This window comes from uncultured Fibrobacter sp., from assembly GCF_947305105.1.
GTDB lineage: Bacteria > Fibrobacterota > Fibrobacteria > Fibrobacterales > Fibrobacteraceae > Fibrobacter.
In genome coordinates, this window is sequence record NZ_CAMZCS010000026.1 from 26,039 (window position 1) to 49,161 (window position 23,123).

Annotated in this window: 23 protein-coding genes and 1 pseudogene; 4 read left to right on the plus strand and 20 right to left on the minus strand. The window is 55.0% G+C overall.

Annotated elements, in window-relative coordinates; genetic code table 11:
• Position 1: 1 nt before the first annotated feature.
• From nuoK to nuoB, 10 genes and pseudogenes are all read right to left on the minus strand, one after another.
• The gene (nuoK, locus tag Q0Y46_RS11185; protein ID WP_295860235.1) at positions 2–316 is read right to left on the minus strand and encodes an NADH-quinone oxidoreductase subunit NuoK; all 315 of its coding nucleotides are present in this window, start codon (positions 314–316) and stop codon (positions 2–4) included.
• Entirely contained in the window at positions 316–855 is a 540-nt protein-coding gene (locus tag Q0Y46_RS11190; RefSeq protein WP_297947426.1) for an NADH-quinone oxidoreductase subunit J, read from the minus strand. Before Q0Y46_RS11190 ends, nuoK begins: the two co-directional genes overlap by 1 nt.
• Positions 855–1,421, minus strand: coding sequence for an NADH-quinone oxidoreductase subunit I (locus Q0Y46_RS11195; RefSeq protein WP_297947428.1), 567 nt, complete (start codon positions 1,419–1,421; stop codon positions 855–857). Before Q0Y46_RS11195 ends, Q0Y46_RS11190 begins: the two co-directional genes overlap by 1 nt.
• Positions 1,421–2,776, minus strand: coding sequence for a complex I subunit 1 family protein (locus Q0Y46_RS11200; protein WP_297947431.1), 1,356 nt, complete (start codon positions 2,774–2,776; stop codon positions 1,421–1,423). The genes Q0Y46_RS11195 and Q0Y46_RS11200 overlap by 1 nt, the downstream gene beginning before the upstream one ends.
• The gene (locus tag Q0Y46_RS11205) at positions 2,776–4,449 is read right to left on the minus strand and encodes a 2Fe-2S iron-sulfur cluster-binding protein (protein ID WP_297947433.1); all 1,674 of its coding nucleotides are present in this window, start codon (positions 4,447–4,449) and stop codon (positions 2,776–2,778) included. The genes Q0Y46_RS11200 and Q0Y46_RS11205 overlap by 1 nt, the downstream gene beginning before the upstream one ends.
• Positions 4,373–5,680, minus strand: coding sequence for an NADH-quinone oxidoreductase subunit NuoF (gene nuoF / locus Q0Y46_RS11210; RefSeq protein ID WP_297947435.1), 1,308 nt, complete (start codon positions 5,678–5,680; stop codon positions 4,373–4,375). Before nuoF ends, Q0Y46_RS11205 begins: the two co-directional genes overlap by 77 nt.
• 2 nt (positions 5,681–5,682) lie before the next feature.
• Positions 5,683–6,744: an NAD(P)H-dependent oxidoreductase subunit E gene (locus Q0Y46_RS11215; protein WP_297947437.1), complete on the minus strand. Its 1,062-nt coding sequence runs from the start codon at positions 6,742–6,744 to the stop codon at positions 5,683–5,685.
• Positions 6,741–7,934 (minus strand): NADH-quinone oxidoreductase subunit D, encoded by a 1,194-nt coding sequence (locus Q0Y46_RS11220; RefSeq protein WP_295684416.1) that lies wholly within the window; start codon positions 7,932–7,934, stop codon positions 6,741–6,743. The genes Q0Y46_RS11215 and Q0Y46_RS11220 overlap by 4 nt, the downstream gene beginning before the upstream one ends.
• The gene (locus Q0Y46_RS11225) at positions 7,931–8,536 is read right to left on the minus strand and encodes an NADH-quinone oxidoreductase subunit C (protein WP_297947439.1); all 606 of its coding nucleotides are present in this window, start codon (positions 8,534–8,536) and stop codon (positions 7,931–7,933) included. Before Q0Y46_RS11225 ends, Q0Y46_RS11220 begins: the two co-directional genes overlap by 4 nt.
• Positions 8,537–8,695: 159 nt before the next feature.
• A pseudogene (gene nuoB / locus Q0Y46_RS11230) lies at positions 8,696–9,175 on the minus strand (NADH-quinone oxidoreductase subunit NuoB); the annotation flags it as partial.
• 17 nt (positions 9,176–9,192) lie between these two features.
• Here nuoB and Q0Y46_RS11235 point away from each other — a divergent pair.
• Positions 9,193–9,411 carry a hypothetical protein gene (locus Q0Y46_RS11235; RefSeq protein ID WP_295684425.1) on the plus strand — a complete coding sequence of 73 codons (219 nt, stop codon included), beginning with the start codon at positions 9,193–9,195 and terminating at the stop codon, positions 9,409–9,411.
• An 11-nt stretch (positions 9,412–9,422) separates the two neighbouring features.
• Positions 9,423–11,108: a bifunctional diguanylate cyclase/phosphodiesterase gene (locus Q0Y46_RS11240; RefSeq protein ID WP_295684427.1), complete on the plus strand. Its 1,686-nt coding sequence runs from the start codon at positions 9,423–9,425 to the stop codon at positions 11,106–11,108.
• A gap of 28 nt (positions 11,109–11,136) precedes the next feature.
• On the opposite strand, the gene Q0Y46_RS11245 is transcribed toward Q0Y46_RS11240, so the two are convergent.
• Positions 11,137–11,349: a hypothetical protein gene (locus tag Q0Y46_RS11245; protein ID WP_295684429.1), complete on the minus strand. Its 213-nt coding sequence runs from the start codon at positions 11,347–11,349 to the stop codon at positions 11,137–11,139.
• A 133-nt stretch (positions 11,350–11,482) separates the two neighbouring features.
• Here Q0Y46_RS11245 and Q0Y46_RS11250 point away from each other — a divergent pair, with 133 nt between their 5' ends.
• Complete coding sequence (locus Q0Y46_RS11250; protein ID WP_297947441.1) at positions 11,483–12,340, plus strand: LOG family protein; 858 nt, start codon at positions 11,483–11,485, stop codon at positions 12,338–12,340.
• Between the two features lie 66 nt (positions 12,341–12,406).
• Positions 12,407–13,870 carry a hypothetical protein gene (locus tag Q0Y46_RS11255; protein WP_297947443.1) on the plus strand — a complete coding sequence of 488 codons (1,464 nt, stop codon included), beginning with the start codon at positions 12,407–12,409 and terminating at the stop codon, positions 13,868–13,870.
• A 5-nt stretch (positions 13,871–13,875) separates the two neighbouring features.
• Here Q0Y46_RS11255 and galE read toward each other — a convergent pair whose 3' ends face one another.
• The 9 genes from galE to Q0Y46_RS11300 are packed head-to-tail and all read right to left on the minus strand — an operon-like array spanning position 13,876 to position 22,700.
• Complete coding sequence (gene galE / locus Q0Y46_RS11260; RefSeq protein WP_297947445.1) at positions 13,876–14,853, minus strand: UDP-glucose 4-epimerase GalE; 978 nt, start codon at positions 14,851–14,853, stop codon at positions 13,876–13,878.
• A 21-nt stretch (positions 14,854–14,874) separates the two neighbouring features.
• On the minus strand, positions 14,875–15,771 hold the full coding sequence (locus tag Q0Y46_RS11265; protein ID WP_297947447.1) for a flavodoxin: 897 nt from the start codon (positions 15,769–15,771) through the stop codon (positions 14,875–14,877).
• Between the two features lie 60 nt (positions 15,772–15,831).
• Complete coding sequence (locus Q0Y46_RS11270) at positions 15,832–16,536, minus strand: pseudouridine synthase (RefSeq protein WP_295684443.1); 705 nt, start codon at positions 16,534–16,536, stop codon at positions 15,832–15,834.
• Positions 16,536–17,474, minus strand: coding sequence for a hypothetical protein (locus Q0Y46_RS11275; RefSeq protein WP_297947449.1), 939 nt, complete (start codon positions 17,472–17,474; stop codon positions 16,536–16,538). Before Q0Y46_RS11275 ends, Q0Y46_RS11270 begins: the two co-directional genes overlap by 1 nt.
• A complete protein-coding gene (locus Q0Y46_RS11280; protein WP_295684449.1) occupies positions 17,474–18,052 on the minus strand; it encodes a phospholipid-binding protein MlaC in 579 nt (192 codons plus the stop codon). The genes Q0Y46_RS11275 and Q0Y46_RS11280 overlap by 1 nt, the downstream gene beginning before the upstream one ends.
• Position 18,053: 1 nt before the next feature.
• Positions 18,054–19,460 carry a TolC family protein gene (locus tag Q0Y46_RS11285; protein ID WP_295684452.1) on the minus strand — a complete coding sequence of 469 codons (1,407 nt, stop codon included), beginning with the start codon at positions 19,458–19,460 and terminating at the stop codon, positions 18,054–18,056.
• Between the two features lie 12 nt (positions 19,461–19,472).
• Positions 19,473–20,156, minus strand: coding sequence for a lytic transglycosylase domain-containing protein (locus tag Q0Y46_RS11290; protein WP_295684455.1), 684 nt, complete (start codon positions 20,154–20,156; stop codon positions 19,473–19,475).
• Positions 20,146–20,835, minus strand: coding sequence for a hypothetical protein (locus tag Q0Y46_RS11295; protein WP_295684457.1), 690 nt, complete (start codon positions 20,833–20,835; stop codon positions 20,146–20,148). Before Q0Y46_RS11295 ends, Q0Y46_RS11290 begins: the two co-directional genes overlap by 11 nt.
• Positions 20,832–22,700: an alpha-amylase/4-alpha-glucanotransferase domain-containing protein gene (locus Q0Y46_RS11300; protein ID WP_297947452.1), complete on the minus strand. Its 1,869-nt coding sequence runs from the start codon at positions 22,698–22,700 to the stop codon at positions 20,832–20,834. The genes Q0Y46_RS11295 and Q0Y46_RS11300 overlap by 4 nt, the downstream gene beginning before the upstream one ends.
• Positions 22,701–23,123 lie beyond the last annotated feature (423 nt).

Below are 23,123 nucleotides of genomic sequence, written 5' to 3' on the forward strand. Positions count from 1 at the left end.
TTTACCCCTTCATGTTGGAATACGTGTCGGCGTCGACGCTTTCACGGTTACGGAAAATGAGGATGACCATAGCAAGACCGACGCAAGCCTCCGCCGCGGCAATCGCGATGGAGAACAGCGGAACAATCTGGCCCGCGATGCTCAAGTCGGCAGGCAGGGTCTTTGCGAACCCGACAAAGCTCAGGTTCACCGCGTTCAGGGCGATTTCGACACCCATCAGCACGAAGAACACGTTACGGCGGGCAATCGCCACAATCAGGCCAATGGAGAAAAGGATCAGTGCAAGGACCTGCACGTAAATAGCTTCCAATGCCATTATTTTTCCTCCTTGTCGTCAGAATCTACAGAACCGAGGCGCTTCTTGGCGAGGAGCACCGCCGCCGCCATCGACGACAGCAAAAGCAAGCCAAGGATCTCGAACAAGATAAAGTAGCCCGGGCCCGTCTGCGCGACATCGAACAGCGTGCGAGACGTGAGAGCCACAGAACCGCGGAGCGTCGTTTCGTCAAACGCCATCGGGGTACGCACGAGAACAAACCCGACGAGGGCCGCAAGCACGATAACGCCCGGAATGACAAACAGGGAAACGCCATCGAACATCGGTGTCTTGGAATCGCGGGCGCCGTTCAGCACCATGATGACAAACGTCAGGAGCATCATGATAGCACCGGCGTAGACCATGACCTGCACCACCCCGATGAAGGGGCTGCCCAGCAGGCCGTAGATGCCAGCGAGCGAGAGCATGGACAGCACGAGCGAAAGTGCGCCGTACAGCGGGTGCCTCGACAGGAGAACGCACAGCGCGCTCCCCACAGCGAGGATTCCCAGAATAATAAAGTATATCAGGGCAAGCATTACTTCACCTCCATTCCCCAGACCTTGCGGGCCTCGGCATTCTTAGTTCCGCCCGGAGCCACTTGGCTCTGTTCGTCTTCGGGATAATCCTTCGGATCCCAGGCGGTAAGGTCTTCCAGGTGGGCCACGAACTCGTCGCGGGTCCTGTGCTCAAAAGAAATCACCTTGGTATCCATGCGGAGCGCATCCACCGGGCAGGCTTCGGCGCAGAGGCCGCAGAACACACAGGTCAAATGGTCAATGTCGAAACGCTTCACCTTCTTTTCGATGCGCGGGTCATCGCTGGCCGTTGCCTCGATAAAGATGCAGTGGGCAGGGCAAGCCGCAGCGCACATACCGCATGCGACACAACGGGGCGTTCCATCCGGACGCAACATCAGGCGGTGCTTGGCACGGTAAGTGTTGCGGACTTCCGGCTGGCCTTCCGGGTAAGAAATCGTCGGCAAGGTCTCGTAACGGAACAGGCCGCGAGCGGCGTGCTTGAGCGTCGTCCAAAGGCCACGAATCGCTTCAAAGACATAAAGACGTTCAACCCAGTTCATGGGTTTCTGTTTAATAACGCGCATTAGTTCCCCCCTACGAGTTTAGCGATGACGGCGGTCACCACGAGGTTGATGAGGGCGATATTCAGGATAATCTTCCAGCCGAGGTGCATCACGTGGTCATAACGGAAGCGCGGCAGAGTCCAGCGGACCCAAATCCACACCCAGCAGAAGAACACGCTCTTTGCAACAAGCACGAGCAAGTGGATGAGGGCGGTACCCACCGCGGTAGCGAAGCTACCCACGGCAAAGCCGTTCACCACGAACTTCGACGGGTCGTAATAGAGCCAGGCACAAACGCCACCGGCAACAAGCACGACGACGGCCAGCCAGGCAACAATCTTGTAAAGGCTGTATTCGCGCAGGATTTCGAAGCGGTTCGTAAGGTTCGTCGCCTTGAGCTTGCGGGAATAGCGGTAAATCAGGTGGAGGAAGGCCAGGGCGAAGAAGGCCAGCACGCCGCAGAGAATGGCCAGCGAGCCACCCATGTGGGCCTGCATCGTCTCGGTCGTAACAAACGGCACCGAGTAGCCGCCCAAGAAGAGCGTCGCCACCAGGAAGCTGTTGATGCAGATGTGCGAGTATTCACCCATGTAGAACAGGCCGAACTGCATGGCACCGTATTCGGTATGGTAACCGGCAACGAGTTCAGGTTCACCTTCGGCCACGTCGAACGGAGCGCGGCCCGTCTCGGCGATACAGGCGATAAGGAAGCAGAAGAACGCCACCGGCTGGGCGACAATGCCCCACACGTGGTGTTCCTGCCAGTTCACGATATCGGTCAGGTTGAAGGAGCCCGCGAGGAGCAGCATGCCCATCATCGAAAGGCCGAGGCAGACTTCGTAGCTAATCGTCATGGAGCTCGTACGGAGCGCACCGAGGAAGCTGTACTTGGACTTGGACGCCCAACCGGCCAGCACGGCACCGTAAGCCGAGAGCGAAGAGAGACCGAACAGCAAAAGCACGCCCACCTCGGAATCCACGATGGAGCCCGGAATGCGGACAACCTGGCCGCCCCACTCGAACACCATCGGGCCAAACCACGGAATCACGCAGGGGCTCAGGAACACGATAGCGAACGGAATCGCCGGAGCAACATAGTAGAGCACCTTGTTCACGCCCGCAGGAGCGAACATTTCCTTGAAGAACAGCTTGGTGCCGTCGCACATATTCTGCACGTAGCCAAGCAAGCGGATCTTGCCGAAGAACGGAATCTTGATGTAGGAACGGTTCGGTCCCTGGCGGTCTTGCATGAAGCCTGCGCCACGGCGTTCCATCGGAATCAAAAGAAGGATGTAGAGAACAGGCACGAAGCAGAAGGCGAACTTCGCAATCGTGATGACCCATTCAATCCATGTCCTGGATTCGATAATATCCATTATGCGTTACCTCCTTCGAGGAGTTTTCCAGTGCTCTTGATGCTGTCGTAGGTAAGTCCGGCCAGCGCGGGGACATATTCCGTCGCCTTGGCAAACGCGGCAGATGCACTTTCGAGCTTGTTCCCGGCCAATTCCGATATGACCTCGTAAGCGGCCTTAAGATTTTCGTCGGGGCAAACCGGGCAGGCGTTCAGCTTCTGGATAATGTTCAAGCTGTTCACCATCGTGCCCTGCACCTCGCTCCAGTGCCTTACGCCGATAGCGATTGTCGCCTTGCGGGCGGTCGCATCGTCGAAAGCGGATAGCGCTATGCGGCTATTGATTTTTTCGAGATCCTTCGCGGCGGCGGCATCTTCACCGAAGAGGTCCGCGTTCACGGTCACGAGGGTTTCGAACTCGGAAGCGCGCTTCATGAATTCAGAAACGTCGGCAAAGCCCATGAGCTTCATGCCGCTACGGTTCGCCACCGGGTCGCCGCTCTTGGCGATGCCGTCCGGAGCGTTCACCTTGAGCAGGCTGCCGCCGAACAGTTCGGCTCCATCCCCGAGGGATTCCTTGAACATGCGGAGCGCGGCGAGGTCTTCCATGGTGCAGGCACCACCGGCGACCAGGGCAACCTTGCCCTTGCCGATAGGCAGGGATTCCACATCGATTGCCGGGAGGCGGTTCTTGTCGAAGTTCTGGAACGCGAGGCGGCTCGTGTTAGAGAGCCAGCTGCGGTTCACTTCGGGGTTGCAACGCGGCATCACGCGGTAGATGTGGCCGTCGGCATGGTCGAGCCAAATGTTCGCGCCGAGGGAATCGTCCATCGAGATGGTCGGTGTGTGGCTCAAGAGCCATACGCGCTTCTGGAAGCGGAAATACTTGGCGGTCATCGCGCCCACCGGGCAAACGTCGGTGACGCACAAGTCGTATTCGTGGTCGAGCTTTTCGCCCGGGAAGGTCGTAATGTAAGTGTGGTCGGCACGGCCAGCGAGCTGCAGCTGTTCGGAACCGGCGATGCTACGCATAAAGCGCACGCAACGGTCGCACTGCACGCAGCGTTCTTCGTCAAGCAACACGCGGGGGCCCAAGTCCACATGCTTGCCGCCACGGACCTGGCCCTTCGCATCAATGAACTGGTGCTCGGGATTGCCGTGGTAGTTCTTGCCGAACTCGGGGCGCATGCGGGATTCGTTCTGGCCCGCTTCCATGTAGTTTTCTTGCAGGGTGCATTCACCGGCCTTGTCGCAGATGGGGCAATCGAGCGGGTGGTTCACCAGCATGAATTCCTGCGTAGCCTTGCGGGCGTTCTTCACGCGGGCGCTGGATGCAGGCGTAAAAATTTTCATCCCCGGAGCGACCGGCGTGTAGCATGCAATCACGAGCATGCGGCCACGCGGGCCTTCCTGTTCCACCAGGCACTGGCGGCAGTTACCCGACACCGGGAGGAAAGGATGGTAACATACGTGGGGAGTTTCAATCCCGACAGCCTTGAGGGCCTCGAGGAGGTTCGTATCGCCAGGAACCATCACCGGCTTGTCGTCCACGAAGATTTCCACCTTCGGGCTGTTCTCGGTCGGGAGTTTCGGCATGTTGTAGTAGTTACTCATATTATTACCAGAAAATTCCAGGACGATAGGTTTCTTGAACACGCGGCTTGGCGTGGTCGGGATTCTTTGCGATATACTCATCAAAGTCCGCACGGAACTTCGCCGTGTAACTCGAGACGGGGCCGCCGAGCGAAATGGACAGCGGGCAAATCGTCACGCCGCCAAAGCCGCCGCAGAGGCTCTGCATCAGTTCCACGTCGCCGTCGTGGCCCTTGCCCGCGACAATCAGGTTCAGCATGCGGTGCAACAGGCCCGTACCTTCGCGGCACGGAGTGCACTGGCCGCAAGATTCGTGGCTGTAGAAGTTACCGAGGCAGTTCAAAAGGTCGACCATGTTGTGCGTATCGTTGATCACGATCATGGCGCCCGAACCGAACATCGTCTTCATCGAGGCGAGGCATTCGTAGTCCATCGTCGCGACAGCGGCTTCTTCGGCAGTCAAGGGAGCGCAGGAGGAACCGCCCGGCAGCACGGCCTTGAGCTTTCCGCCCACGACGCCGCCGGCATATTCGTTAATCATCGTCATCATCGGAGTGCCGAGAGGAGCCTCGTACACGCCCGGATTCTTCACGTCGCCCGAGATGCAGAACACCTTCGTACCACCGGCACGCGGCGTACCCATCTTGGCGTATTCGCTCGGGTCGTGTTGCAGAATCCACGGGAGAGCCATGATGGTTTCCACGTTGTTCACGCAGGTCGGGGACTTCCAGGCGCCGCTCACCGCCGGGAAAGGCGGCTTCAGGCGGGGCTGACCCTTCTGGCCTTCGAGCGAGTTAATCAAAGCAGTTTCTTCACCGCAAATGTAGGCGCCGGCGCCGCGATGCACGAAGATATCGAAGCAGAACTTGGTGCCCATGATATTTTCGCCGAGGTAACCGGCAACGTATGCCTGGTTCAAAGCCTTGTTGATGCTCTCGATGCAGGGCAGGAATTCGCCACGGCAGTAGATGTATGCCGCGCGAGAACCGAGCGCCCAAGCCGCGATAATCAGGCCTTCGATCAAGCGGTGCGGATCTTCCATCATCAGGAAGTGGTCCTTGAACGTACCGCCTTCGCCTTCGTCCGCGTTCACCACGATGTACACGGGCTTGCCGGAATTGCGGGGCACGAAGCTCCACTTCATGCCGGTCGGGAAGCCTGCACCGCCACGGCCGCGCAAGTTAGAGCGCTGCACGTAGTCGATGAGCTCGAACTGGCTCATGTTGAACAAACGTTCCGAGATGTTCGCATAGCCGCCCAGCTTCTTGTAGACTTCGATGTCCTGGGCGCCCTTGCCAAAATTCTGCGTACAAACTTTCACTACTTCTGCCATAATTACTTGCCCTCCTCGACCGGAACCGGCTTCTGGGTAGTCACCGCTTCGTTGGAAGGTTTCGCCGTGCGTTCGCCGGAAGTGGCAATCATGCGGTAGACATCGCCCACCTTGCCGCTCGCATCGACAAACGCCTTGTCCTTAACGCCCGGCTCGCCAACGGCGACCCAGTCGTTACCATTCTTCTTTTCGACCACGATCTTCGTGAATTCGGGAGCGCCCTTCCACGTGAGCGTGGCGCCGGCATCGTCGGCCTCGGCCTTCACGTTCAAGACCGGAGAAGGAGGAGCATAGTCGGCGACCTGCGGCTTGGCCGTAGCACCCGGGGCTCCGGGGTGGCCGCCGTGGCCCTTGACGATGCCGCCAAGAACGTCATGCTTCGGCATGTCGTTCACGTGAGCCTTGCACCAGGCAATAATGCGGTCAATGCTCGCTTCGGTGAGCGTCGTGCCGCGCTTCATCTTAAGCTCTCCATCCACGACGTCGGTCGCGAAGTCATCGTTCACAAGCATCATCGGGCCGTTGCCGCAGCTGCCGAGGCATTCCACCTGGAGCACGGTAAAGAGTCCGTCGGGAGTGGTTTCGCCGGTCTTCACGCCGAGTTTCTTTTCCACATAGGCGATCAGGCTCGGGGCTCCCTTGATGGTGCAGCTGATGTTGCGGCAGAACTGCAACAGGAACTTGCCCTTGGGGGCGTGGTTGTACATGGTGTAGAAAGTCGCGACACCGAGCGCATGGGCCGGAGCGCAACCGCAAACGTTAGCCGCCCAGCGGATACCTTCCGTGGGGACCCAGCCGAACACGCCCTGCACCAGCCACAGCACTTCGAGGAGCGCACCCTGGCCCACCGGGTAGCGGCTGAGCAAGTCGGCGCAGCGTTCCTTGATCTCGGGAGTGTCGAGCTTGGCGAGCACTTCCTTCGGGGCGGGCTGCGGGACGGCCTTGTGAACATGGCCGAATGTCTGCGCCGGATCCGGCAGAGCCTCGATGGGCTGCGACGGTCCGTCGAACTTCAGGCGGTTATTGGAGACAAACTGAACAGCACCTTGAATATGTTCTCTCATCGGTCAAGTTCTCCAGCAATGATGTTGAGGCCGGAAAGTACAGCCATGGAGTCGGCAAGCATGCCCCCTTCCACGAGTTCGTGGAATGCGGCGAACTGCGTGAAGCAGGGCGGGCGCACCTTGATGCGGTACGGATGGCCGCTGCCGTCAGAAACAATCGTAAAGCCGAGTTCGCCGTTCGCGCACTCGCTGCCACAGTAGAATTCGCCTTCGGGGACGCGGATACCTTCGTACACGCTCTTGAAGCGGCCGATGAGGCCTTCCATGTCCTGGTAGGCCAGCTTGTGCGCCGGCACGCGGATGCGTGGGTCGACGATGTCGACCGGGCCCGGAGCGAGACGCTTCAGGGCCTGGCGCACAATCTTCACAGATTCCTCAATTTCGGCCATGCGCACCTGCAAGCGGTCGTTGCAGTCGCCCTGAGTACCCACGACAACTTCCCAGTCGTAGGTTTCGTAATCGTAATAAGGTTCGTCCTTGCGCAAGTCGGATGCGACACCCGAGGCGCGGAGGCAGGGGCCCGTCCAGCCGTAGCTGATGGCGCGTTCAGCAGAAATCTTGCCGATGCCCACGGTACGGTCGAGGAAGATGCGGTTGCGGTCGAGACATGCGTGCAAATCCTTCAAAGCCTTTTCCGTCGAATCGAGGGCGGCGAGCACATCCTGCTCGAAGCCGTCGTAGCTGTCGCGGTAGAGGCCACCGATACGGGCATAGCTGTTGGTGAGACGTGCACCCGTGAGCTTTTCCCAGATGCACATGATTTCTTCACGCGGGTTGAACGCGTACATGAACGGAGTCGTGCCGCCCAAATCTTGGAAAGCAGCCGCAATGCACACAAAGTGGTCGTTGATACGGCTAAGTTCGTTCACAATCACGCGGAGCACCTTGCAGCGTTCCGGGATTTCCACGCCGAACATCGTCTCCACCGCACGCACGTAGGCGATATTGTTCATAATCGCCGAACAGTAGTTGAGACGGTCGGTATAGGGCAGCACCTGCTGCCACGTGCCGCGTTCGACCATCTTCTCAAAACCGCGGTGCAGATAACCGATTTCTTCCACGCTCGCGACAATCGTCTCGCCGTCCATGGCGGCCAAGAAACGCAAGCAGCCGTGGGTCGCCGGATGGCTCGGTCCCACGTTCAAGGGCATCAAGTTCAGCTTTTCGCCATTAGGATCCAATACGATCATTCTTTGATACTCCCTTCGAGATATTCGTTGTCGTTGGTCCCGACTTCCTTGCTACGCTGGACAACCCTGTAACCGAGGTCTTCCAGGCGCTTTTCCAAAGCCGGGAGCAGATAATCGTTGGTAGAGAGCCACTGGCGCTTCTGGGCCGGGTAGTCCTTGCGCAGCGGATGTCCAACAAATTCCACATGGTTCAACAGGCGGCGGAGGTCCGGATGGCCCGTGAACACGATACCGAACTGGTCGAACACTTCGCGCTCGTACCAGTTGGCGTTCGCGAAAAGGTCACTGATCGTCGAGACCTTCAAATCGGCCTCCCCGACCAGCACCTTCAGACGGATGCGTGCGCCCGGGACGGACATGCTCTTGAACGCATAAGAGACGGCAAAGCGCGGACCTTCGTGGTTCGGGTAGGTCAGGTAGTCGATACCCGCGATGTCCACGAGCATCTCGAACTTGATAGCGGCAGAGTCCTTGAGGAACAGGGCCGCATTGTGCAGGTAGGCAGCACTCACGATGGCGGCCACGCCCCACTTGTCTTGCGTATCGCGCTTCGCGCCAAACTTTTCCTCCAGGACGGAGAAGATATCTTCAACAGTATTCATTCCCTACTCCTTCCAGAACTGAGCCTTCTTGACGAGTTCCTGCTCTTTGGACGCCACGAAATCCTTGATGTCCACGACTTTTTCGCGGGCAAAATCCTTGGCGGCAGCCTTCGCCTCGGCGGTCTTCGCCTTGATCATTTCGAGCTGTTCTTTCACGCGTTCGGCACGCTGCTTCATGTAGGACTCGTCCTTGATTTTCTTCTGCAAATCGAACATCGCATCGAAGAACGCTTCCGGACGGCTCGGGCAACCACCGATATACACGTCCACCGGGATGATGTGGTCGATACCCGGAACCGTGCAGTAGCAGTCGTAGAAACCGCCAGAACAAGCACAGGCGCCCATAGCAATCACCCAACGCGGCTCAGCCATCTGTTCGTAGATGCGCTTGAGAATAGGAGCCTGCTTGTAGGTAATCGTACCCGCGACAAGCAGCACGTCGGACTGGCGCGGAGTAAAACGCACGTACTCTGAACCAATACGGGAAAGGTCGTAACGACCCACTTCCGTACTCATGAACTCGATTGCACAACATGCCGTACCGTAAGGGAACGGCCAAAGAGAATTCGTCCTGCCCCAATTGACCAAAAAGTCCAGGGAGGCCGTTATGATATTCGGCTTATCTGCCTCAGCTGTCATAGAGGATACCTCATAAAATGCGCGAAAAAAATAGAAATTTTGTATTCTTTCCAATCCAAATAGGCGCGAAAAATCCCACACCATCAGCCGCCCCGCGCGGCAGCTTATTTTCTTATTACGTTACATATCAACGAGTTACGCGCAAGCGCCCAATTTTGGTCAAATATCTTCATAAAAAAAACTTCCGCGCCATCAGAAAACGCCGAGAAAAAGCTAAATTTGGCTCGGCTTTTTGAATGGGGAAAACATGGAAGGTAATTTTTGCAGCAAGTTGTTTAGGGACTTCTGGAACGCAATGTACAGCAGTGCGTTGTCACCCGCACAAACGCTGGAAAAACTTTCCACAGAAATTCTCCCTTTGGCCAAAGCCTTGGGAATCGCAAGAATCGAGTTGGAAACCCGCCCCACCGAAGCGGTAGACGACAAGAAAGCGTCCAACTCGCCCGTCCGCCTTTTCGACAGGGGGACAGCAACCGGCGAGCCGCTCTCGACCGAATGTGCCAAAGAGGACAACTACATCGCCGCCATCCGGATGTACCCGGCCAAGGGCAACGAGTTCACACCAGAAGCCCGTGCAGACGTCGAATTCCTCTCTTCCATCATCAGGGCCCTGTTCGAACACTCTAGACTCTCGGACCTCATCTACCAGGCCACAATCACCGACGCGGCTACAGGAGTGCACAACCCGCACTACCTCGTACAGATGGGCAACATGCTCGAAGAAAAAAAGCAGCTTTTCAAATACACGGCCTTCTTCATCAACCTGAAGAACTTCAAGTACGTGAACAAGTCGCTCGGTCCGGAACCCAGCAACAGGGTGCTCACCATCTATGCGCAGAGCGCGAAGGCCTTCCTCAAGGAAGGCGAGGTGTTCGTACGCCTGGGCGGCGACAACTTCTTCGCCCTCATCCTTAGCGAGCGCACCAACGACTTCCTGAACAAGTTCGTCATCTTCCCCATCAACGAGCGCAAACAGGGAAGCGAACTCATCGTGCAGGTCATGGCCCGCATGGGCGTCTATCGCGCCACGGAAGGCGACACGTTCAACGAGCTCATGAACAAGAGCGCCATCGCGCTTGACCTCGGCAGGAACGTACTCAACAAGGACATCACGCTGTTCAAGCCCGAGATGATGGAAAAGGTCATGTACCAGAAAAAGGTGTCGACCCATTTCCCGCAGGCGCTGAACGACGGAGAGTTCATCATCTACTTCCAGCCCAAGATCAATCTGTACGACAACAACATGCACAGTGCAGAAGCCCTTGTCCGCTGGGTCCACGACGACCGCATCATCCCGCCCGCAGAATTCGTCAACATTCTGGAGAAAGAAGAAACCATCTGCAGGCTCGACCTGTATGTATTCGAATGTGTCTGCAAGTGCCTCAGGAAATGGCTCAACGCAGGCATGCACATCGTCCGCATTTCGTCGAACTTCTCCAAGCGCAACCTGCGCAACCAGAATATCGTGAACGAGATTCTCTCCATCATGAAGAAGTACGATATCGACAGCAAGTATATCGAAATCGAACTGACCGAAATTTCGGACTACGACGACTACGCGGAATTTGAAAGTTTCGTCAAGAAGTTGAGGAGAAACGGCATCTCGGTCGCCATCGATGACTTTGGAACGGGTTATTCCACCATGAACATCCTCAAGAACTTGGACGTCGATGTCATCAAGATAGACAAGTCGCTTATCGACAACCTGGAAAGCCCGAAAAAAGAAGACGAAATCGTCATCCGCAATATTGTGAACATGATTAACGAGCTGAGCATCGAGACCATCGCCGAAGGCGTGGAAACTCCGGCCCAGGTCAAGTTCCTCAAACGCATCCACTGCCCGTTGGTCCAGGGATTCCTTTTCGACCAGCCGCTGACCATCAGCGACTTCGAAAAGCGCCTCAGGTCCCCCCATTACTACGAAAGCATCTAGGCGCCCCCACGGGAGCCCCATAGCGTAATTATTCCGCAGGGAGAATGATCTCGATGTGGCTTGTGCTCACATTCAAGAAATGCGTCCTGAACAGGTCGCGTTCGGAACGGTCGCTGACCTTCACCTGCGTCACGGCGATGAAGTCCTTGTTTTCGCGGATATAGTCCGTAAGGCGTTCGTCACGGAGCGTGTCGATTTCGCCGGTGATAATAAAACTGTCTGTCCATATTTTTACGAGCATGACGTAAATATAAAGATTTTTCCTTCCTGAACAGCCCCCTGCGAGCACGAAATGCATATTTATCGCATTTTTTTGTTGCCGAATGAAATTTTGAAAGTAGATTCAAGTTAAATATCATAAAAAGAGGTTTATCATGGCTACAAAGACTGTTAAGAAGAAAACCAAGTGCGACATAGATACGGCAACCCCGAAAATGGCTTATTACGATTCGAAGTTCATCGAAAGCGACGCCGGCAGGACCATCCGTATCCTTTCTGAATTTTTTGAACCCCAGCAGATTTTCGAGGACGAAGAAATCAAGAACGCCATCGTGTTCTTCGGTTCTGCAAGGACGCTCCCGCCTGCCGAAATCAAGAAACTCCGCAAGAACTGCAAAGACAAGAAGGAACTCGACCGTCTCGACCGCCTCGAAAAGGTGGCCCAGTCCTACGACGACGCCCGCGAACTCGCCGGACGCCTCGGCAAGTGGGCCAACAACCGCCGCAAGGGCTACGCCATCATGACCGGTGGCGGCCCCGGCATCATGGAAGCGGGCAACCGCGGCGCAAACGATGTGGGAACGCCCTCCATCGGCCTCAACATCAAGCTCCCGTTCGAACAGCATCCGAACCCCTACATCGACAATGGACTGAGCCTGCAATTCCGCTACTTCTTCATCCGCAAGTACTGGTTCCTCCGCAAGGCCCGCACCCTCGTCGTGTTCCCGGGCGGCTTCGGCACCTTCGACGAAATGTTCGAAATGCTCACGCTCATCCAGACCGACAAATACGCCCAGCAGCTCCCCGTGGTCATCTTCGATTCCAAGTTCTGGAAAAAGGTGGTGAACTGGGAATACCTCGCCGAGGCTGGCATGATCAACAAAGAAGACCTCAAGCTCTTCAAGTTCTGCGACACCGTCGACGAAGCCTACGACTTCATCACCGGAACGCTCGACAAACAAGAAGAAGAGTGGACCATGTTCAACGGGAACCGTAACGGCAAGAAAAAGTAACCTTTCCCAAGAAATCATTCCAAAGCGCCCGGCCACACGGGCGTTTTTTAATATATATTCCTTTATATGAACGAAAACGTGAAAAGCCTCGTCAAGAAACTCAAGATTCACCACTACGTCGTGTTTGCGGCAATCATCGCCATAGGCATATTCAACGCAGTGACGATATACTCCCCCATTATCCAGCAGAGCCAACGCGAAGACCGCATCGCCGAGAGTTTCAACACATGGTGGGAAGAAGAAGGCGCACCAAAGTTCATGGCGATAGGGCTCAAAGCCGACGAAAAAACGCGAGCCGAAGAATTCGAGCAGTATCGCGACCGCTACCTGCAGCAGAACCACACCTACATCATCGAAGACCGCATCGCCGAAATGCGTCAGGAATTCCGGACGTGGTGGGAAATTGGCGGTGGCAAGGAAGAATACGCAAAAGACCACAAAGTCTACCCGAACGAGCGGATTTTCGAACAGGAATGTTACAAGTGGATTAAGAAATATACCGACAAGCACGCACGCTACGCCATGGCCTTTGTTCCCAAAGACGCCGAATACGAGAGGCTCCTTACCTCCTGGATTCTCACTCCGGGCATGTTGAACTACGCCATATTTGCGATATTCTTCTTGTTCGCCTACGTGCAACTTTCCAGGCGCTGGGGCGTCGCCGTCACTCTCGGTTGCTTCGCAGGAGCTGTCTTAGTCGGCGGTATCGGAGTTGTCCTTTGTACGTCAACGAGTTTCTTTGACCACTTTGTAGGCGATCGGTACATGGGAGCAAGCATCGCGCTCGCCTTCATGTTGGGCGCAACGAGTTTCGGACTCACAAAAGACGCAGTCCCTGGCACCGTGCGCGCGGTGGCCATCATCGGAGCCGTCATCGACCTCATCGCAAACGCACTCGGCTACGGAGGCATTTACGGTGCCGTCGCCCTGACTTCGATTGCAACTTTCGCCCTCGGGGCCGTCGCCGGATTAAAAATCCCCAACCGCAAAATTAGCCACGAAGAGCGGAAGGCGAACGCCCTCGAAGAACGCATCCGCAAGACCGCATCGAACAATCCTATCGCCATGCGCAAGGCAAAGACACGTGCCCTTATCAAGGACGGGCTGCAAGAAGCGAACGAAGCCCGCTACGAAAAGGCCCAGCAAATCCTGACCCAGGCAATGTCCTCGCTCCTGCAAGAATACCCCATCGACACGGCAACAGCAAAAGACCTCACCGAACGCATGACCAGCCCGAACATGTACATCAGCGTCCCCAGCGTGCAGTGGCTAGAATGGGGCGAAACAGCCAAGGGCAAAAACAGCGCCGAAATCGCGCTCATGCTACTCGAAAAAGGGCTTTCGATGGAGAAAAACGAAAAGCTCGCCCGCAGGGCTCTTTTCAACATCGGAGAAATCAGGGTGGCCAAGGGGCTGGACCGCGAAGAGGGTCTGCGCCGCCTCAATCAGGTACTCAGCCTCGGCGAAGGGGACGCCCTCGCCATCCAGGCAAAGCGGCTTATCGAACTCGCTTCCAAGAAGCAAGGCTAAAAAGCCTACTTCTCGTTCGCCAAGTAAGCGCGCCAAGTTGTCGCAAGCAACGTTTCCAAATCGCTGTACTGCGCCTTCCAGCCAAGAACTTCGTGAGCCTTCTTGGGGTTGGCCACGAGTGTCGCAGGGTCGCCCGGGCGGCGTTCCACAATGCGGTACGGGCACTTGCGACCGCTCACCTTCTCTGCCATGTGGATCACGTCGAGCACGGAACTCCCCTGCTGCACGCCGAGGTTTACAATCAAGCTCTTGTTGTTCTTCTGCAAGTAATCGAACGCCATCCCGTGACCGATTGCAAGGTCGTTCACGTGGATATAATCGCGCACGCCCGTGCCATCGGGCGTATCGTAGTCGTTACCGAACACGAGCAGTTCCTTGCGCTTGCCGAGCAAGGCTTCCATCACCACCGGAATCAGGTTCGCCGGGTTCTTTTCGAGCCCGTTGATACGCCCCTTCACGTCGTAGCCAGCGGCATTGAAATAGCGCAAGGCAGCGAACTTAATACCACGCAGCTGGTCGTACCACTTGAGGAACCCTTCGATAGCGAGCTTGGTGTAGCCGTAATAATTCTCAGGGTTTGTCGGGTGGTTTTCATCAACTGGCTGATACTGCGGGGACCCGTAAGTCGCAGCAGAACTCGAGAACACAAAATACTTGACTCCAGCAGCAGATGCCGCGTTCAGGATATTGATGGACCCTGTGATATTGTTGACGCTGTACTTTTCGGGATTGAGCATCGATTCGCCCGCAGCCTTGAAAGCGGCCAAGTGGACCAATCCTTCCGGCTTGAAGTCTTTGAGGAATTTTTCAATCTCGTCGGGATGGAGAATGTCGCCCTTCACAAAGCCCGCTTCCGGGAAAAGGTTCTGTTCCAAGCCACTCGAAAGATTGTCAAACACACAAACTTCATGACCACGGTCCAAAAGTTCACGCACCGTATGCGAACCAATATACCCAGCACCACCAATAACAGCAATTTTCATAACAAAGTCCTCTTTATAAATCTACTTTTCCACCGAAATCAATTCGGGGTTTCCGCGTCCGGGGAGCGGACGGAATATTTTTACGTTAGCCTGCACCGCAGGGCCACCGAAAGCCTTCATTTCGCAGACGAAAAGGAAATTCGTCCCCGCCACCACCTGCGTAGAAACGCTCAGCGGTTTCAAGCCCAAGTAGGCATAATCCTTTGTCGCCTCGGCAAACACGGCGGAATCTTCGGCCACAAGCGGGCGCTGCTCGGAGTAGCCGCCCATGAGCATTTCGTCGGTCTTGCCCGATGCAAGGTCTGCAAAGAACGACTCGACTTCGGCCTTCGCCTTTTCGATACCGCCTTCGGCATTGATGCGCTTGTTGGTGATTCCGTAAGCAAGCGTCACGTTGGCCTGCGGTTCAAGTTCCTTGAGTTCTGCGGCACTCGCCTTGCGACCACCGCTGCCAAAAGTACAGAACGGGACAACCACCTTACCGCTCAAATCATTGGAATCGAGGAAGGTGTATATCGGCGGAGTGAACGAGCCGAACATGATAGGATAACCCAAGAAAACCGTATCGTACTGGGCAAGGTCAATTTTTGCATTCACGAGAGCAGGCCATTGCTTGGATTGGCGCTGCGCACCTACCTTGGCAATCGTGCTGTCGTAAGTAGACGGGTAAGGCTCCACAAGTTTGAGTTCGATAACATCGGCATTCCTCGCCTCTTTGAAAATGCCCGCCAGCTTTGCAGTCGAGCCCGTCTGCGAGAAGAACACCACCACCGACTTTGCAGAGGCTATCGGTTCTTGCGCCTCAGGCAATGCTTCCGCACGCTTCTTGGACTGGTCACCCTGCCCGTCGCAGGCAGTGAACATCGTCGCGGCAGCAACCGCAGATGCAGCAATAACCCATTTCAGTTTACAAGGCATAACAACCTCCTGTAATATTTCCATCTAAAAGATAGCCATACTTGCCATGGCAAGTCCAGCCTACATCAAGGAATTCACTTCTTCTGCCGTCAAGAAGCGCCACCCCCCATTACCCAGCGTATCATCTAGAGCCACAGGACCAATGGATTCGCGTTTAAGTGTTTCCACATGGTTCCCGACAGCAGCAAACATGCGGCGCACCTGATGGTACAACCCTTCACCAATACTCACGACGACAGAATCCCCATCGCGTTCAATCGCACGGGCAACAACCTCGCGGCGTTCCCCCTTGAGCATCACGCCCTTCAGGAGTTCCGCTTCTTGTTCTGCCGTAAACGGGCGAGCAAGCGTCACGCGGTATTTCTTCAAGAATCCCTTCTTGGGGCTTTCGACCCTATGGATAAAATCGCCCTGGTTCGAGAGCAGCAACAATCCGGTAGAATCCGCATCCAGGCGGCCCACCGTCTGGATACCCATTGCCGTAAAACGGTCGGGCACAAGTTCAAAGACCGAGCGGTGGTCACGGGCGTTATGGCTACATTCCACATCGAGCGGTTTATCGAGCATCACGTACAACTTTTCTTCTGTCGTCACTTCTTCGCCATTCACGGTAATGCAAGCGGGCCTTTCCGCAAACTCCATGAACGGGTCTTCTACAACCTGGCCGTCCAATTCCACGAGCCCCATGCGCACAAGCGCACGCGCTTCTTTGCGGGAACCGAAACCAATCGACGAGAGCAGGCGATCCAAAGTCAAAGCAGGCATTATTCCTCCACCATCCAGCCGACAATCTTTTTACGGACAAAACCAAGTTCCGGCAGTTCACCCGTCTTGAGCACATGCGCACGGCGACGCCAGAACGACAAGAAAAGAACTGCAACATAAAACACGGCGGCAAACAACAGGAAAAACACACGGCAAAGGTTCGTCTTCGCATGGATCGTCCCTGCAGTACACAAATCCTTGTCGCGACACCAATCCATACGGATGTCCCACGATTCCAAATATGGGAAACCTTTCATCACGGCATTTACTGCAGCCCCGTAACCCATCGTAACATAATCCGCACGGATTCCCTCAACATAGCAGTTTTCGAACCGGATATTGAACAACTTAAAAATGATTCCAAGCAAGCTCTTCACGTAGCGAAATGCACAGCTATCCAATTCCGGCGTGAGAAGTATCGTCCAGAATTCCGCCTCTGTCAGTTTGCGCTTTTCTTTTTTCTCGGGGGCCGGTTCTGGGGCATCATGATTTGAAGCCGTTTCTACAGGTGCAGCTTTTACAGATTCTATTTTAACAGGTTCGGTCTTTACAGGTTCCGCTTCTTTCGGTTCCATCCTGGCTTGTGCCTTGATCTCCGCCAGTTTATTTTCCACAGCAGGAGGTGGAGTGGCTACGGGTGCAGCATTCTTTTCCACCTTCGGTTTAGGTGCCGTCGCGACGAATTCCGGCATAAAGGATTCGTCGTCGTCCACGATATCACTATCTAGGTCTCTGTCATTCTCATGGGCTTTCGCATCGCGTTTCCCGCGGCCCCACTTTTTCTCTCCAGACCACAGTTTCTTTTTAAAAAAGAAAAGGCGTACCTTGCCGCCATGTTCGCCAGCCTCGAATTCGGCCCTGAACCGGAATGGGAAAAACAGGGCGACCAAAACGAGGACGCAGGCAACAAGTACAAGCCAAGAGAGAAATCCGCCCATCACTTCTCGGCTTCGTCAGCCTTCTTACTGATAATGTCAATCAGTTCGGCAAAGCTCTTGGTCTTCAAGATCTGGCTGAACTGGTCCTTGTAGTTACGGGCTGTAGAGAGGTCGTCAATGACCAGGTCCCAAGCCTTCCAGGTACCGTCCACAAGGCTCATCTTGTATTCCAGCACAGATTCCTTGCCCTTGTTCCACAGATGCGCCGTCACGCGGGCCTCGTTGGTCCCTTTCATCTTGGCCGGTTCGTATATCGTAGAATCGGCGCGGTAGAGTTCAAGGCGCTTTGCGCTGGAATTGCGGACCATGCGCTGGAATTCCGATACGAACTTATTGCGGGAGGCTTCATCCTGAGCATCCCAGTCCTTCGTCGAAAGAGATTTCTTGGCGAGCAAAGCAAAGTCGAACGAATCGTTGAGCAACGACTTGACCCTTTCGGTTTCCTTGGCACTGCGGTTCGACTTTTTGAGCAAAGTCTGGAGTTCCGCATCCTTCTTCTTGATGACCGTAACCGGGTCGTCGGCGGCAAAAGCAACGACAGCCGCACAAGCAAGCATAATAACCAATTTCTTCAACATCCTATTCTCCTGTTTTTTTAACCATGTACACCATATGGAAGTCCTTTAAGGACCATCCCATCTTTGCAATCAACTGGGCAAACTCCACATTGTACTTGCAAACGGCGAAATAGTAATCCTTCTTGACCGTGGCGTTCTGGGTGTAGGCCGACGCCAGTTCGCTGGTTTTGGACTTGTCCAAATCATACTGCATCGCAGCGCCCTTCAAAATAGACTCCGTCGCACGCAAGCTTTCTTGCAGGGCATCCATCTTTTCTTTGGCGGCAACAACCTGATAATACTGTTCTTCGGCTTTAGCAACAAGGCCGTTTACAGCATAGGCCTCCTTCAGTTGCAAGCCATGATATTCCGTACGCGACGCTTTGTACTTTTCCCAATTGTTCCAGAAGTTCAGGCGATACCGCAGTCCGATACCGATAGCCCCCGTAAGCCTGTTGACGGCATCCTGGGCAAAGGCGTTCTTCTGCATCACGCTTCGGTTGCCGGCCCAGCTTTTCACATACTCGAACTCGCCCATGATAAAGAACTCCGGTGCAAGTTTCGCCTCGGACAAATCCATCTGCAAGCGGCGAGCCCTAAGCCCGGCAGAAAGCTGTCGCAGTTCGGGATGGTGGCGTTCGGTCATAGCGCGCACATCATCAAGACTCGGCAAAGGTTCTGTTCGCGGGAGCAAGATCGAATCCTCGGCCACGAAAACATCCCCCTCTTGCAAGCCCAGCGAGAACCGGATAGCCAGCTGGACACGCTTCATGCCAAGATCAGCCTCCGTCACGGCCTCCTTGACCGTGTGCATTTTCGCCTTGAGGTTCAAGAAATCCATCTGGGTAACGTTCGGATCGTCGTCGTCCAGCGCTTCTTCCATCTGCTCGTAAGCCTTGTCGATTTGCTGTTTTGCATCATCGGCCAGGCGCTTCATTTCGAGTGCAAGCAGGTAATTGTAGTAATACGTCTGGAATTCCACATCCTTCTGGTGGAGCTGATTTTCGATTTCGAAACTTTTCTGCTGGAGGTCGGCCTGCAGCGCCTCTTTCCCCGTACGGTACTGCCCGAGATTGAGCGGCTGCACGAACTTACCCTCGACACCCCAGAAAGGTCCCATCTTGGAAAAATCGTACTTCTCGGCCTTCTCGACACCGAGCGTGTCGCCATTCTCGTTGAAATAGTAGTCGTTGTATTCCTTGAGGCCCGGAGCAGGGCCAACCAACATCGAAATCGTAAACGTAGGCAGAATCGCTTCCGCCTTGAGCGCATCGATCTTGTTTTTCTTGGCTTCGGTACCGTAACGCAGTTCTTCCACCTGCGGGTCAAAAGCAAGCCCTGCCTCCACAAAACGTAGGCAGTCATAGCGGACCTCGGCAGCAAAAGCGAGCCCGGCAAGCAACAGTGGTACCAGCGGACGAATAATCACAATATAAATTTACTAAAAAGAAAGTCTCGCGAGATCCCAATATTTGGAAATGACCCTATCATAGTAACGGGAAGGAATCGGCTGTCCACTCGCAATCATCTTGTCCACGGCCGCATGGCCCAGATTGTACGCCATCAAAGCCGACTTCAGGTTGCCGTACTTTCCCAACAGGCGAATCAGGTAGGCCGAACCCACAGCGACATTCACTTCTGGGCGCAACAAGTCCTCGGTAGATTCGATGATCAATCCGAACCGGGCCCCCATCAGCTGAGCAGTCTCCAGCTTAATTTGCATGAGACCCATCGCACCCGTTTCCTTGCCGGAGCGGCCACGGCCACGCGCATTCGGGTTGCCGCGACTTTCCTGCGCCACCACGGCGAGGATCAAGAGCGGGTCGATATAGTACGACCTCGAGATTTTCCAGATTTGTTCAGCAAGCACCGTGCGGGTGCCCTGCGTCAACTTGTTCTTGGAAAGGTAGTTCAGCGCGCGGTCGATTTTCACGTAATCAATCGTCCACTTGCCCCAAGTATCCAACTGCTCCAAATCGCTCCGCAAAGCCGATTCCTGCTCGGCCAAGTGCGCCAAGGTATTCGCCCTCGAAAACCAGCACACGCCAAAGACCACAAGCAAGGCAAATAGCCCGGCAAGAATCAGCACCATCAGCGGCGGCGATATCTGGATACTATTTTTCACGCCTGTCGTTCTCCAGGTATTCCAAATAGGAAACCCAGTCCTGTATAGCACCAAAAGAGCTGAGCATAGTCGTATCCTGGACAACCCCGAGCTTGCGCAGCGGGCCAATAGAAGATTCTAGTTTGTCTATTTCACGGACATAGCGGTCTTTCTGGCTCTGCAATGCGATAATCTGCGCCTGTTTGTCCACAATATCGCGCCCCTGCGAGACCACGATAAGGAACATCGTCACCGCCCAGCCGATGATGAGCAAAGCCGTCGCGATGGCGACAGAAGGGCTCAGGCGGAGCCCGGTTTTCTTGCCGTAATGGATTCCGACCTGCCACATCTGTTTCGCAATACCCGAATGCCGGTAATCGTCGCGGCTCGCGTAAATTTCGAAAATGTTGCGGTACTTCGCGAAATACTGTTTCTGTTCCTCGTTGTCGAACAGCAGTATAAGTGCGGAACCCTGCCCGCGCACGCGGTTCAACAAATCCAGGAAGAATACGATGTACTCGTCCGTCGCGAAATGAGCATCCTGCAAGTTGAAAAAGAAGAAACAGCCGGGCCCATCGGTAAGCATCTCAATTTTTTCGCGGACAGCCGCCAGCTGGAACACGCCCAGAGAACCGGACAACTTGATTTCGACGTCCTCACCGCGGTCGTCTACGCTGATATCAATCAAATCCGCCTTCATCTGAGAATTTTCCTTTGCGACAGGCTGACCTTGATGCCGTAGTTCGCGGTGTTCAGGCTTTCCATGGCGAGTTTCCAGAACGGGAATATGCGGATTCCCTGGAACGATTCAGGTGCCGCCGTAGATGAAGCCCCGAAAATGGGACCCAAGAAAAGGTTCGTCGGCACATCGAAATCCAGGCGGAACAAGCACGAAAGCACCCTGTCGTAAATTTCGACCGTTCTCGCATCTGGGTAGATTAGCGGGATATCCAGTTTCCAACGGAGGTTCTGCCCGTTGATATAGACAGCCTGACTCCTTGAACTGAACGGGCGCATGCCCAGTTCCATGAGCGTGCCGAAGTATCCCTTGAAATCAACATAGGTCGTATTCGACACACGATACCAAAGTTGGAACGTAGAATCCGTAGGCTTGAGGGAATAGCGCTTGTCCACCTGCAAAAGGCCCCGGAGCGAACCCACAGAAAAAGCCTGTTCCGAAGACAGCTGGATATCGGTAGATTCCTCGTGCCGCTTAATTTGGTAATCATAAGGTTCCGCGAGGAGGTTCTCACGGTTCGAGAGGATCAAGTCCAGCTTGGCCGGCATGAGCGCCGTGTTCGGGATAAGGCAATCCAAGAAACCAAGCGTCGGTTCGCCGTCGTCGCGCCAAGCCGAAAGGAGGCTGAGCGTAGAACGTTTGTAGTTGAGGGAACGCAACGTGCCGCCCTGCGCATAATCGAGCAAAAGTGAAAAATGCGGATTTTCCACCGAGACCAGCTTGCGACCGACCAGGAGAAAATCGGAAACCTCGACACGCAGGCCGTTAAAGCCCGTAGCCCGCCCCAGCCAGTTCACGACGCTGATCAAGTGCCTATAGGCTCGCCAGCGCACCGCAGGAGAACGCATGCCGCCATCCTGCAAGTCGCGGAAATACTGCGGGAGCATTGCCGGCAGAAGCCTCCTGAAAAAATCCTGCCGGTCCTTGCCATCAAGTTGGGCAACGCCCGAACGGTAAAGAGCAAGGATAGTCTTGTGAAGCATGTTGATTTCGGGCCTGCGAATCAGGAGTTCACGGCAACTCTTCGCCGTAGTTGGCAAGCCCAGGTTTGTCCCGACAGACATGAGAGAACTGACGCTGCCTTCGGAACCTTGCTGCGAAACGATATGTCCGACAGGCCAGGTCCGGATTTCGTTCATTTCTACAAATTCGGCAAGCCTCTCGAAGAAGGGCACAATTTCTTTGGGATCGCGCGGCATTGTAAGGACAATGACTGCCGACTTGTTTTCACGGCAATACGGGCCTGCACAGCTATCCCAGTCCAACTTGTCTTCGGCAATCGCGCGGGAAAGGCCTTCGGCAACAGGAACGACGCGCATCAGAGCGCCCTTGTCTTCGGTCGTGAACCAACCCGATATGGGAGTTGTCCTGCCCAATGCGTCCTGCAATGCCGATTCGCTGACAAGCGAATATTCAAAGGACTCCCTCGACAGGAGGTCGGTCATATCCATTTCCCAGACCATTGACGAATTGAAGAACCCCGTCGGTTCAACGTCAAACATCTTGCGAAGGAGCTTACGGTGCATCTTGAGTTGCATCTGCTGCAGTTCGGCCGGGAATAAAGGGAGCAATGAATCGTGGTAGCTGCCGCCCAGGAATTCAAGCTTGCCCTCGCGGATGCCGTGCCGGATTTTCCCAATAGAGAGCGGACCAGCCGCATGGTTGATGGCCTCGAGCACCGTACCGTCCAAGAAGAACGAACTGCGGAACGAGCTCAGGTTCAAGAGGAAATCAAAGGCACCCAGGAGATTCCTGGCAATGGCCTTGACGTCGTCCTCGAACGTCAGCGGAGGCAGCTGGAACACAAAAGAAAAAGTCAGCTTCATAAGGTGAAGAATAGAAAAAAAAGTAAACAGTGGTTGGTGGTTAGTGGCGATGAGGTGTGAGGGAAGTTGGAAGTAGACAGTAGAAAGTAGATAGTAGGAAGTGGGATTGTCATTGCAAGGGGTGAAAACCCCGAAGCAATCTCTAGATATGAGTTAGGGATTAGGATCTAGGGGCTAGGGGCTAGGGGCTAGGGAGAAACATCACGGCTTCGCCGTCTGTTAATAACGCACGAAGTGCGTGATACTTATTCACTAGCCTTTAGTCTCTAATCTCTAGCCTCTTTTTAATTAGTGATTGGTGGTTAGGGGCGATGAGGTGTGAGGGAAGTTGGAAGTAGACAGAAGAAAGTAGATAGTAGGAAGTGGGATTGTCATTCTATATTAAACTTTAAAGAAAACAGCAGAGCGGGTGGATAAAGGCGG

Coding starts and splice junctions, on each gene's coding strand:
- Q0Y46_RS11200 (WP_297947431.1), bottom strand. CDS start 2,776: ATGGATATTATCGAATCCAGGACATGGATTGAATGGGTCATCACGATT.
- Q0Y46_RS11220 (WP_295684416.1), bottom strand. CDS start 7,934: ATGATCGTATTGGATCCTAATGGCGAAAAGCTGAACTTGATGCCCTTG.
- Q0Y46_RS11190 (WP_297947426.1), bottom strand. CDS start 855: ATGCTTGCCCTGATATACTTTATTATTCTGGGAATCCTCGCTGTGGGG.
- Q0Y46_RS11265 (WP_297947447.1), bottom strand. CDS start 15,771: ATGCCTTGTAAACTGAAATGGGTTATTGCTGCATCTGCGGTTGCTGCC.
- Q0Y46_RS11250 (WP_297947441.1), top strand. CDS start 11,483: ATGGCTACAAAGACTGTTAAGAAGAAAACCAAGTGCGACATAGATACG.
- nuoF (WP_297947435.1), bottom strand. CDS start 5,680: ATGGCAGAAGTAGTGAAAGTTTGTACGCAGAATTTTGGCAAGGGCGCC.
- Q0Y46_RS11235 (WP_295684425.1), top strand. CDS start 9,193: ATGCGCGAAAAAAATAGAAATTTTGTATTCTTTCCAATCCAAATAGGC.
- Q0Y46_RS11195 (WP_297947428.1), bottom strand. CDS start 1,421: ATGCGCGTTATTAAACAGAAACCCATGAACTGGGTTGAACGTCTTTAT.
- Q0Y46_RS11205 (WP_297947433.1), bottom strand. CDS start 4,449: ATGAGTATATCGCAAAGAATCCCGACCACGCCAAGCCGCGTGTTCAAG.
- Q0Y46_RS11270 (WP_295684443.1), bottom strand. CDS start 16,536: ATGCCTGCTTTGACTTTGGATCGCCTGCTCTCGTCGATTGGTTTCGGT.
- Q0Y46_RS11255 (WP_297947443.1), top strand. CDS start 12,407: ATGAACGAAAACGTGAAAAGCCTCGTCAAGAAACTCAAGATTCACCAC.
- Q0Y46_RS11300 (WP_297947452.1), bottom strand. CDS start 22,700: ATGAAGCTGACTTTTTCTTTTGTGTTCCAGCTGCCTCCGCTGACGTTC.
- Q0Y46_RS11215 (WP_297947437.1), bottom strand. CDS start 6,744: ATGAGAGAACATATTCAAGGTGCTGTTCAGTTTGTCTCCAATAACCGC.
- Q0Y46_RS11295 (WP_295684457.1), bottom strand. CDS start 20,835: ATGAAGGCGGATTTGATTGATATCAGCGTAGACGACCGCGGTGAGGAC.
- Q0Y46_RS11280 (WP_295684449.1), bottom strand. CDS start 18,052: ATGTTGAAGAAATTGGTTATTATGCTTGCTTGTGCGGCTGTCGTTGCT.
- Q0Y46_RS11245 (WP_295684429.1), bottom strand. CDS start 11,349: ATGCTCGTAAAAATATGGACAGACAGTTTTATTATCACCGGCGAAATC.
- nuoK (WP_295860235.1), bottom strand. CDS start 316: ATGGCATTGGAAGCTATTTACGTGCAGGTCCTTGCACTGATCCTTTTC.
- Q0Y46_RS11275 (WP_297947449.1), bottom strand. CDS start 17,474: ATGGGCGGATTTCTCTCTTGGCTTGTACTTGTTGCCTGCGTCCTCGTT.
- galE (WP_297947445.1), bottom strand. CDS start 14,853: ATGAAAATTGCTGTTATTGGTGGTGCTGGGTATATTGGTTCGCATACG.
- Q0Y46_RS11225 (WP_297947439.1), bottom strand. CDS start 8,536: ATGAATACTGTTGAAGATATCTTCTCCGTCCTGGAGGAAAAGTTTGGC.
- Q0Y46_RS11240 (WP_295684427.1), top strand. CDS start 9,423: ATGGAAGGTAATTTTTGCAGCAAGTTGTTTAGGGACTTCTGGAACGCA.